The sequence below is a fragment of the Thorsellia anophelis DSM 18579 genome (assembly GCF_900111395.1).
GTDB lineage: Bacteria > Pseudomonadota > Gammaproteobacteria > Enterobacterales > Thorselliaceae > Thorsellia > Thorsellia anophelis.
On record NZ_FOHV01000032.1, the window covers coordinates 1 to 12,144 of the forward strand.

The 12,144-nt window shown below is 34.9% G+C and carries 7 protein-coding genes; 6 read left to right on the forward strand and 1 reads right to left on the reverse strand.

Annotated features, from left to right (window positions below; translation table 11 throughout):
- The 6 genes from BMW37_RS15175 to BMW37_RS12665 all read left to right on the forward strand — a co-directional run.
- On the forward strand, positions 1–4,518 hold a 4,518-nt coding region (locus BMW37_RS15175; protein ID WP_177168671.1), incomplete at its 5' end, for a hypothetical protein.
- A gap of 511 nt (positions 4,519–5,029) precedes the next feature.
- Positions 5,030–6,064 carry a methionine ABC transporter ATP-binding protein MetN gene (gene metN, locus BMW37_RS12645; protein ID WP_093321786.1) on the forward strand — a complete coding sequence of 345 codons (1,035 nt, stop codon included), beginning with the start codon at positions 5,030–5,032 and terminating at the stop codon, positions 6,062–6,064.
- Positions 6,057–6,752, forward strand: a complete 696-nt coding sequence (locus BMW37_RS12650) for a methionine ABC transporter permease (RefSeq protein ID WP_093321789.1) — start codon at positions 6,057–6,059, stop codon at positions 6,750–6,752. The genes metN and BMW37_RS12650 overlap by 8 nt, the downstream gene beginning before the upstream one ends.
- Positions 6,753–6,889: 137 nt before the next feature.
- Complete coding sequence (gene metQ, locus BMW37_RS12655; RefSeq protein ID WP_093321792.1) at positions 6,890–7,690, forward strand: methionine ABC transporter substrate-binding lipoprotein MetQ; 801 nt, start codon at positions 6,890–6,892, stop codon at positions 7,688–7,690.
- A 1,267-nt stretch (positions 7,691–8,957) separates the two neighbouring features.
- The gene (locus BMW37_RS14980; RefSeq protein WP_143047656.1) at positions 8,958–9,713 is read left to right on the forward strand and encodes a hypothetical protein; all 756 of its coding nucleotides are present in this window, start codon (positions 8,958–8,960) and stop codon (positions 9,711–9,713) included.
- A gap of 198 nt (positions 9,714–9,911) precedes the next feature.
- The gene (locus BMW37_RS12665; RefSeq protein WP_093321797.1) at positions 9,912–10,817 is read left to right on the forward strand and encodes a hypothetical protein; all 906 of its coding nucleotides are present in this window, start codon (positions 9,912–9,914) and stop codon (positions 10,815–10,817) included.
- A 55-nt stretch (positions 10,818–10,872) separates the two neighbouring features.
- Here the strand turns inward: BMW37_RS12665 and BMW37_RS12670 are convergent, their stop codons facing one another.
- Positions 10,873–12,051: a methyltransferase gene (locus tag BMW37_RS12670; RefSeq protein WP_093321800.1), complete on the reverse strand. Its 1,179-nt coding sequence runs from the start codon at positions 12,049–12,051 to the stop codon at positions 10,873–10,875.
- Between the last annotated feature and the right edge of the window lie 93 nt (positions 12,052–12,144).

The window sequence follows — 12,144 nt, forward strand, 5'->3', positions numbered from 1 at the left end:
TATGAATTTGGCCAAGCCGGCACGGCAATCAGCGCACTTAACTATTCATCAGCTTATGCGGGTACGAATTTAGTGCAAGGGGTGAACTCATTTAAATTGCGCCCATTGACCCAAGCAGATTTAGAACAAAAGCTAGAAGTCGCAGTATGGGCACTCAATGATTATTATGAAGGGGCTCAAAAACAAGCCATTAGCTTAGATACCCTTCCTAAAGTCACAAATCCTGCGGTGGATGACGTTAAGATTAGTTCTGATGATGACATCATCATGGCAAACTCTGTACTTAGAGGAAACTATACATTCATCCCCTCAGATGCCACTAAACTCACAACTGATAATTCATATTATTCATGGATAGGCGCATCATCCATCACTGACAAACCCATCACCGAATCTGGAAAAGTAGATAACTATACAGTCAGCAGCAATGATATCGGGCAAGTCGTCACCTTAAGTGTTACAGCAAGAGATGCCGCTAACAGAATCGGTAATACGCTCACTGACAGCGTGTATCCAACCGCGCCTACCCCATCGGTTAACAATGTCGTCATCACCTCCAAGAATGAAGTCCGCATGCCAAGTTATCGCGCGACATTAATGGCAACTTATGAGTTTGATTCAGGTATTGAAAATAATACAATCGATAAATCAACCTATGGGTTTTATATTGGTGATGAAGAAGTAGCAAAACAAACCAAAACCTATGACTTTACTGCTAAGGATTTAGGTAAGGTCATTACATTTAAAATTACACCAATCAATAGTTATGGAACAAAAGGAGCAAACGATTCAGCTAGCTACTTATTAAACCCTGAGCCACCTAGCGTCACAAATGTTGAAATCATTGGTGCAACAACATCATACTCACCGTTTTATTTTGGCCTTTTAACGGCTAGTTATGACTACCAACCAGGTATTTCAGCAAATGCAGCAGAAGATACATCTGATTCTGCTAAGGCGATGAATTTAAATTGGTCTGGAGGCTCAGCCACTAATCATACTGAGAACTATATTTTTGGCCCTAATGAAATTGGTCAGGTTTTAACATTTTCAATCACACCGCAAGATTTAGCAGGCCAAAAAGGAGAAATCGGGTTAGCCACATATCAGCTTGCAAGCGCGCCTATGATTGACAACTTAAATATTGATGTTAATACAATCAATAACAAAACTCCGTATCAAGTATTATTAAGTGGTAAGTATATTTATACGCCTAGCACGACAAATAAACCTCTTGATAATTCACTTTATACTTGGAGTGGTTTGGCAACTCCAATTTCTGGCTCTATTAATAATGGTCAAAATAGCGGCAATGTACCTCCTATAGGATTATCAGCAGAAGATGCAGGTAAATTAATTACTTTAACCATGACGCCTAGAGATGGCAATTTATGGCTTGGAACAGAGGTAATCGCAACGACTAGAGCGCCTAGCCAACTGATTCCACCTAAAATTACGAACTTAGTCTTAATAAATCAAAATAGCAGTAGGGTAAATGCCTTTTATGTAGGTGACTCTATTTTAGCTAACTATACATTCACGCCAAGTTCAGTTAATAATGTCGATGCTTCAAGTTACACATGGAGAAGCGCGAGTGGAGAAAACTCTGGAAGCGTAACGGGTCCTTTAACCTATACTATCCAACCTGCTGATGCTGGTAATATCATATATCTTAATATGGAAGCAAAAGATGCACTTGGCAACATAGGCAATACAGCAACAACAAGTACTAATAACGTAATTAGTCCACCAAGCGTCAAGGATGTCACTATTACTGCAAGCATAGAACAAACCTCACCTTGGAATGTAACCGTAATAGGATCTTACACATTCATCGAAGGCATATCATCAAACCCAAATAATGATTCAACTTATAGTTGGACAGGGATTGTGCAGCCTATTTTGAATCAACCCACAAGAGGTGCACCTGGTAAAATTACCTTACCCAATCTGACGATTGATAAAGTAGATGCAGGTAAGGTATTAACACTCACTATCAACCCAAGGGATTTAGCCGGTACTGTAGGCCAACCACAAAGTACGACTTACGCAATACCTGAACCAACTATTGTGGCACCGAAAATTGATAAATTAACGATTACAAACGTTTCTAAGCCTAGCGTTAACAGATACTTACCCAATGATATCTTAGGTGCAAGCTATGAATTTGTAGCAGGTTCAGAAAGCAACCAAGATCGTTCCTTATTCACTTGGTCCTCAAAAACAGGGACAACTGACGGCATTGTTGGAACAAACCCTATTAGATATACCATCAAACCAGAGGATGTGGGTGAGCTCATTGGCCTGACTATGAAAGCTAAAGATGGCGCTGGAATTGAAGGCAATGAAGCAACTGCAAGTATAAAAGAAATAGTTAGTAATGTGCCTAGCATAACGAGTGTTTTAATTAAATTTACAACAGCAGAAGCGTTAACCATTGAAGGGAATTACGTATTTAAATCCGGCACCAGTATTAATAATGCGGATAAATCTCTCTATAGATGGCGTATTGGAAATGATGTTCCTAGCGCATATGCAACTACCCAAACACCAGGACAAATCACTGGACCAGATAGGTACACAGTCAAACAAGCAGATGTTGGTAAATTCATCACTTTAGAGGTTTTACCTAAAGATGCTTCTGGCTTAGAAGGGAACCCTATGATTTCCAATAGCTTAGTATATCAAGCTCTAGCAATAGACACATTATCCATTGGTGGAGAAGCGATTGAGACAAAATCCTTGGCTGCAACTGCGACCTTCACTCTTGGTAACAACAAAACTAACGCCTCTCAAGCGATCTGGTATAAAAACGGTTATGAAGATAAACGTTTAGCCTTTGATGCACCTTTTCCGTTAGTCGCTGCTGATATTGGTAAAGTTATTGGTCTAAAAGTGATAGCAATTGATGGAAATGGCATTTTAGGCAATGAAAAAATTGCAAAAAACAGTGAGCCTGTCGTATCTTCATATTACCCACCTTTTATCGATGGTGTAGCAATCTACTACTTTGATTCAAGAACTGTTGTATTACCTAATCATAGATTAGGAGGTTCCTATAAGGACTTTAAAGATGGCTCAATTAAAGGGGATAAATCTACTTATGAATGGATATCTGGCTCAACCCTCAGATCATCTGGTGATGTAGAAGCAAACAGAAGTATCCCTGCTTATACGATAAAAGAAAATGATATAGGCAATATAATTACTTTGCGAGTTACAGCTCGTGATGGGAACAAAAATCCAGGTAACTATGCTGAAGATAAAACTGTTAAAGTCATTCAACCACCTAAAGTATCCAATTTAGTGATAACTCAAAATGGTAATCCAGTTGACATGCTAACTGTGAACTCAACTCTTGCAGGGCGGTATAATTTTATCACTGGCCGAGCGGACGCAACTGATGCTTCAATTGTGACTTGGTTTGTCGATACGATTGATATACAAACAAGCAAAATCAGCACATCAGGAGTTTCACCTGACTTCACTCTCAAAAATGATTATGTGGGTAAAACAATTAAAATGCAGGTGAGTGCACAAGATACATTGGCTACACCTGGAGGTAATACAGAGATAGTCAGCACCACTAAAAAAGTGGAAACTGTGGCTCCATCAGTTGATTCAGTTGTAATTAGCGCTAACTTTGAAATTAGTGCGGCAATAACAGGAACTTATAGATACATTCCAGGTGCGAGTCTCAATACTGCTGATGCATCAAAATATGAATGGCTTGCAAATGATGCAGTTATACAAACAGGTAGCCTGCTTGGTACGAATAAAGTAGATGGAACCAATCGTTATATGGTTTTAACTAAAGATGCAGGTAAAACAATTAGACTTAAAATTATTCCTATTGATAAAGCGGGGATCCAAGGCACGCCTGTTTATTCAATCAATTCGTTAGTCTATACTGCACCTAAAGTATCAGCTGTAAGCATTTCTGGGGAAGGTCTTATTGATACGAGCCTAACAGCGAAACATACCTTTACTAAGGGCAGTAATTCAGTTAATACCTCGACAGCAACCTGGTATCTTGGCGGGTCAATTTATGCAACTACTTATGCAACTTCTGGATTCTATATAATGGATACGATGGTTGGTAAAACAATCACATTAAGTGTCACCGCCAGAGATGGTAATCAAATAGTAGGTAATACAGAGAATTCGTCTAACTCAATCTCTATAATTGAACCTACACCAGTTTATGATCAGGATTATTGGTTGATGGATAGCCAAGGGCCAGGTCAATTTATCAATATTACAAGTGGAAGAGCATTTGCTAATCTAGGTTGGCCACAAAGCTCTAGAGCAGCTAAAGTGACATATGAGTGGGTAGTTGGTAGCACAACCCTTACAACAGGAACCTTAGTTAGAAATAATACTACCGAATATGCGCTTGGTGGTAGTATAAGTCTGAGTGCTTATAGAGGTAAAACCGTCTGTATTTATCTAACAGGCATAACAGCAGCTGGCACGAAAGGTGCACGAGAACAAGCTTGGTGCCGTGTTGTTCCATAATTTTTTAAAACGGATAACTGGCTCTTATTAGATATTTTTGAAACTCTCAACAATGCAAGTTGTTGAGAGTTTTTTATTTGGTACTTATTATTTACTTGCACACCAAACATAACTATAAATTGATGTAGGTAAAATACAGGCTAATTCAAATCATTTTGTTATCAGGCATACTAATTTGTGATTGATGAAGATAGCAGTTGTTCTATAAACTGTTCCTATATTAAAAAAATCAGGCGAATCAACGTCATTATAAATGGGATATAAGATTAATTATTATTCCTACCCCCACATAACTTAATTTTATTTTTAATAATCATACATAAAAAAGTTATTTTAAATACTAAAAACGTTATTAATATAGGGGTAGCTTAAAGAATAAACGATTATTCAAAATAGACGTCTAGACATCTTGACATCTATACTTCCAAGGTGCATTATAGTAAACATAATTAAATCACTCGTATCCATTACGAAATCAGATTAGTATTACTTTTCACTTAAATAAGAACTCATGATAATTTTAAAAAATGTAAATAAAATCTATCACCAAAAAAAACACTCAATTGAAGCATTAAAAGATATTAATCTTGAAATTGCAAAAGGTGAAATTTATGGTGTCATCGGCTCATCAGGAGCAGGAAAAAGCACGCTTATCCGATGTGTCAATATGCTTGAATCTCCCTCTTCTGGCCAAGTAATTGTTGATGGCACGGATGTCACAAAATTAAAAGACTACGCACTGATAAAACATCGCCGCCAAATTGGTATGATATTTCAGCACTTTAATTTGCTATCGTCTAGAACCGTATTTGGTAATGTTGCGTTAGCACTAGAATTTAATGGTGAGACAAATAAAGAAAAAATCAATAAACGCGTGTTTGAATTACTTGAGCTTGTTGGGCTTGCTGATAAACACGCAAGTTACCCTGCTAATCTATCAGGCGGCCAGAAACAACGTGTTGCTATCGCAAGAGCTCTAGCTACTGAACCAAAGGTGTTATTATGCGATGAAGCAACTAGTGCGCTTGATCCTGCGACAACTTCATCGATACTCTCATTACTTAAAGATATCAATAGACGATTAAATATCACCATTTTACTTATTACACATGAAATGGATGTAGTCAAAAAAATATGTGACAAAGTCGGGGTTATCAGCCAAGGTCAATTAATTGAACAAGGGACAGTAGCAGAGCTTTTTTCTCATCCAAAAACTCCGTTAGCTAAGTCATTTATAGAATCAACCATTGATATTGAAATACCTGATGATTACCAAGCTAAATTACAATCAACTGAAGTGGCTGGTAAACATCCTCTGTTAAAACTCACGTTTACAGGCCGTTCGGTAGATGCACCAGTACTCTCTGAAATCGCACAAAGATATGGCATTTTAAGTAATATTATCAGTGCAAGAATGGACTATGCTGGTGGCGTCAAATTTGGGGTAATGCTCGCTGAATTTAGCGGTGAGAATTCAAAACTGGAGCTTGCAATTGCTTTTTTACGTGAACAGCATGTTAAGATTGAGGAATTAGGTTATGTTTGAATTAGTAATAAATTGGCTATCTCCATCTGATAAAGCAATTGATGTAATTGTAAAATTATTTCCCCAAGGCATTATTGAAACATTGATGATGACATTTATTTCTGGTGCAGGTGGGATTGCAATTGGTCTTCCTATTGGCATATTGCTCTTTTGTTTAAGACCAAATGGCATACTAGCAAATCCAACTCTCTATAAATCCCTTAGCTTAGTAGTGAACTACTTCAGAGCAATACCCTTTTTTATTATGATTGTTTGGTTACTAGAAGTCACTAAATTCATAGTAGGTAAAAAATACGGCATTTGGGCTGCAATCATTCCGCTTACCGTAGCTTGTTCGCCTTTTATTGCCCGCATGACCGAAAATGTTCTGCTAGAACTACCAAACGGATTAATTGAGGCATCTAGAGCGATGGGCGCTTCACCAAGTCAAATTATATTTAAAGTATTGGTTCCAGAAGCCTTACCAGGTTTAATTAATAGTTTTACAGTTGTATTTATTAGTCTAGTTGGCTATTCCGCTATGGGCGGGGCTGTCGGTGCGGGTGGACTTGGACAAATAGCACATAAATATGGCTATGTTGGGTATGATGCTTTTATCATGAATTGTGTTGTGCTTTTATTTGTGATTATCGTCACTTTAATTCAGCTCTCAGGGACTTATTTGAGCAAAAAAGTTAATAAAAGATAAACATAATAACTATGGATTATAAATAGTATTGTTCTTGTTGTAATAATATTTTTTAGTATCGCTTTAATTGACTGTTTTTTTATAATTGGGTGTTGTACTTCAAACACTCGCTTAATTTTTCTTATAGGAGTCTTACCATGAGCATTAAAAAAAATGTATTAAAAGCCAGTGTCCTAGCTGTAACATTAGCATTAAGTAGCTTTGTATTTGCAGACAGCATCAAAGTAGGTGTCATTACAGGTAAAGAATTCGAAGTCGCTGAAGAAGCGGCTAAAATTGCAAAAGAAAAATTTGATTTAGATGTGGAATTAGTTGAATTTAATGACTATGTGATTCCAAATGAATCATTAGATTCAGGAGACATCGATCTTAATGCATTTCAACATAAACCATTTTTAGATGAACAAATCCAAGCTCGCGGATATAAAATCACGCCAGTTGGCAATACATTTGTTTACCCAATTGCAGGGTATTCTAAAAATATTAAATCATTAGAAGAATTAAAAGATGGCAGTACGATTACATTACCTAATGATCCTACTAATCTTGGTCGTTCATTATTACTGCTTGAAAAACAAGGTCTGATCAAGCTAAAAGAAGGCGTAGGTCTGAATCCAACTGTATTAGATGTCATTGAGAATCCAAAAAATTTAAAATTAGTTGAATTAGAAGCCCCCTTACTTCCAAATTCACTAGATGATAATACGGTTGCGTTATCTGTTATCAATACAACTTATGCAAGTTCAATTGGTTTAACACCAACAAAAGATGGCATATTCGTTGAAGATAAAGAGTCTCCATATGTTAATATCATTGTTGCACGTGAAAACAATAAAGACTCTGAGGCAGTAAAACAATTTATCCAAGCTTATCAGTCTGAAGAAGTATTCGCTAAAGCAACAGAATTATTTGACGGCGGCGCTGTAAAAGGCTGGTAATTTTAAATAAATACACATTTGTAGATGTAATTATTTTCCACACAATAAAGTGAGTTTAAAACTCATTTTATTGTGTTATTTAAGAATTCGATTCTAACTTATAAGTGTTTCCTGTATCATTTTTCGGTAAGTGTATTAATGCTGATACATTCTTTATATAGGCAATATAAACATGTTTAATCGTTTCTTTCGTTTTATTGTAACTTTGATAAAACAAAATATAGAATTAGTTCTAACCACCACAATCAGCTGTATCATTTCTATTATACTCACCACGAAATATACAAGTGACTACGTACAAAGCGATCGTTATAAGTTTACTATTTTACTCACGATTCAATTATTTATTATACTTTATACTCTAAGTGTTGGGCTCGTATTTAACCATCAAAATAAACTTTATAAAGATATCAAAACATGGGCATATCTCACCCTACCCGCTTTATTTGCCTCGTTTTTGTTTGCTGTTAATTTTTATTACATTGCTGGTACATCTTATTCATTGAACAATAACCTATCAGCATATTGGATAATGATAACTTTTATTGTATTTAACATTAGCCTTGCTTTTATTCAATCAAAACTTAGTTACCCTCAAAAACAAAAAAGCATCATTATCAGTTATATCATTATCAATATATTAAAAATGCCAATTTCTGTGATTTTGACTTATGCATGGATATTTGTGTTATTAATCCCAGTGATATTAATCGCTCTCCTATTAAAAGTTATAGGTATAGTGATTGGATTACTCTTAGCTGTTATATTTTTGATGTTAGTAATACGTTTTCTAAGCCGGATAGATAAAAAGCTAGACTCATTTTTCAATTCTTCACACAAATTCTTGCAATTTATCAGTCCCCTATTTGGTTTTAGCCTATTAATTATTAGTATCAGTAGTGTTCTATTGTTCCCTAAAACACTAACTGAACTTGGCACACATACATTACAAATTAAACTTATTGATAGCACATTAATTCTAGGTTTTATCACATTTTTTTATTCGCCTAGACCAAACGTTAACATAGCCTATAAATCATTACGAAATAACCAATTTCACTTTATGTTAGTTTATTTTTCCTTTGTTTATTTTTTTGGAATCTTAACAATAACAATACTGCTTTATAAGTTATCGCTCATTAACCTTTCATCTTTCAGCTTACACAGCATTCTATTAAGAGGATCTTTACTGATAAGTCTCTTGTTATTAATGGTGAGTCAATTAATTTCCAATATTAAATCTATACTAGTTAAGCCGTTAGATCAAATGGATAATTACAAATTAGAAAGATTAGAGATGAATTGGCTTAACTTCGTAAGGCAATATGATTTAGGTTTCATCATATTGACCATTTGCTTATCAATTAGTTTAGTACCATTAGATAAATTTATTGAGCCTTTGAGAACAGAATTAGTAACAACACCACTACTCAATGAAGAACACCTTTCATTGTTGCCAACAGCTTATTTAGAACATGATTTTAAAACGCCCTATGAAGATGTTGTCAGTGTGATTTTGACTTCAAAAACAACACCTAAAATACCTAAAACAGTACATAATTTAATGAATAATTTCATTAATAAGTCTAAACATTATGCTTGCACATTACCGAAAAGATTAGCTTCGGGGCAAATCATTAATTTAGAAAAAACGTGGGCTCCTTGTTATTTTTTTCCATTAAACAATGAAATGAATGATTCATCTCGGTTACAGTTTATTTTATTTGGACCTAATTATAACAATATACCTTTAAAACCCCTATCAGTTATTACTGTTGACATCAATAGCCAAGAGATTAGTGAACAACCCTTAATTTTCACCTATCAGTACTGTAGCCGACCTTGGTTAGATTCACGACTTAATGAAATACTTAAAACTACTCCAAATAAGTTAGATGCACTTAATACCGTACTAAGTGAATTGATAGTTTCCCACCGAATTCCAATTGACAATATTTCTTTTGGTCAATACAAGTATGAAGTAGCCGATACGACTTTCATGTGCAGTGATTACCTGAAATGACAAACAAATGACTAATACATGGATTAGTGTATGATAACATCAAAAAAATTTCGATGATGCATGAGTAAATAACCAATTGCTTAATCATAATATACTGGATGATTATGATTTTTATCGACTATATTGTGTTCATAGTAATATTTCGATTTCCTAATTTGATCCTTAACACTATAGATTAATAGAGACTGGCTTATCATCATGCATAATTCAATTAAAACTAAACATTCTGAAACCAATCCACTTGTTAAAGAACCAGAATCAAATAAACGTCACCATGTTAAGATGCTACAAAAGAATAAAAAATGGATAATATTAGTAAGCGTAATCATAGCCGCTATTGCATTAGCGATGATGTATTTTTCACCTAGTTGGCAACACAGCAATATAAATCATAAATATTTGATATCACAATACCTTAACGCGCAAGAACTATCTCAAGTAATCACATATGATAATATTCACTTTCACAGTACATATGCCAATGACCAATTTACACAAGAATTATTAAAGCAGGCGCAGCTATCAGCACCTGAGAAAGTCAAAGAGATTCAATTCCTATTACTTTTGATCAAGCAAAGTATCGATCAAACTGATTTTTACATGCTAAAGAGAAATATTGAACAGCTAATCCCCTTTCTTGATGCGCCAATAGATGCAAATTTAGATATTCTAGATGCTAATATCAATCTAGAGTTTGACCATATGATGGGAATTAGAGCAGAATTATCTAAATTAAATAAACATCATTGTATTGTTGATTCATTGACAATTGCTAAAGACCAAAATACACGCGCATGTGGTCTATTTTTATTGAAAAATACTAAGATTCCTTTTACAACTATCTTAGCGATTGACGCAAAACAAAATAAGCCTATTGGTTTATCTGTTGTAATCGCCAATCTCAAAAAACATAGATTTACTGCAATCGCACTTAACCCAACTCAACCCTGCAAGGAAGATAATACTTTCATTGTCAATTTAAATGATGACCCGAAAACATTTTTAACCAATTTCATATCAGATATGACTTTAGACGAAAATAACAAGACAATTATGCAAATAGGTAATGAAGCGTATGTATTAAAAGACGAATGCAAAAACTAAAATCTTTGAAATTCGTTTATCTCAGCATGACTACCAAATTTAAATCATATCAATACTAAGATTGCTTAATAGCTTTAAAAACACTGAATTTTGGATTACTACCAATATTTTCGCAGTTACCAAATAATTTTTTAAGTTTATGAAAATAATTGAGGTGCCTATTGCCTATCACTCTTAATTCACCTCCTATATGCAAGCTTTGTTTCGCTGTCACAAACATACGCCAAGCTATGTCATCTGTTAAAGTTTGATTTTGATGAAATGGTGGATTGCATAAAATGGATGTTACACTATTAGGTTCAAATTGATACATAGCATCCATTGCAATAAACAAAGAGCGATCTATATCGTTTGGGAAATTTTGCATGACATTCATTCTGCTTGATTCAATTGCCATAAAGGACTCATCAATAAAAATGACCTTGGCTTGTGGATTTTGCGTAAGCGCAGTTAACCCAATCACACCATTGCCACAACCAAGATCAACGATAGTGCCTTCAATATCTCTAGGTAAATGCTGCATAAAAAGTCTTGCACCAATATCTAAACCTGTTCTGGCAAATACATTAGCATGATTACTTATCGTCAAACTATCATTTGCTTTCCAAGTTAACACCGGGAATTGGTAGGGCTGTTGTGTATTTTTTGCTAATTTTTCTTTTGACACAGTGCAAAAAACTAATCTCGACTTTTTCCAAGCCAGGCTAGTTGTTGTGACACCTAAAATAGTTTCGAATAATTCTAATGTTGAGGTATGAATATCTTTAGCTTTTGCGGATGCTAGGATAATAGTATGTTCAGTAGCAACATGCCTTATTTGATGCAATTGAGACTCTAATTGAGAAAGCGTTTTAGGAATTTTGATAATAACCAGACCAGGTTCGCTTGGAAGCTTTTCAAATCCTGATAAAAATGCTATCGCATCTGGATCAAAATGATTTTGTTTGAGATTATTTTTTGTTACCTGTTGACTGACAAATGAATCTCCCACATGAGTAGGATTATATGCATAAAGTGCAGTGGTTAAAGCACCAAATGTATCATTAAAAATCAAGATTCCTGTCGCTAAGTGCGAGTTTTTCTCATCGGCTAAATGATTCAATAAATACTCATCAGCTGAATCCCATGCTTGTAAATTATCAGGATCTGTTTTGTTATATGCATTACGTTTGAGGTTAAGAGATTGTAAGGGAGTAATATTTATTTTGATCAAGTTATCTGATTCAAGTGTCATGAGTTGTTTAACATTCCGATTTAAAGAAGGCTTTCGCCAAAAAATACATCCAAAGGCATATTCAATATACAGTTAGTGTACCATGGATAGGCT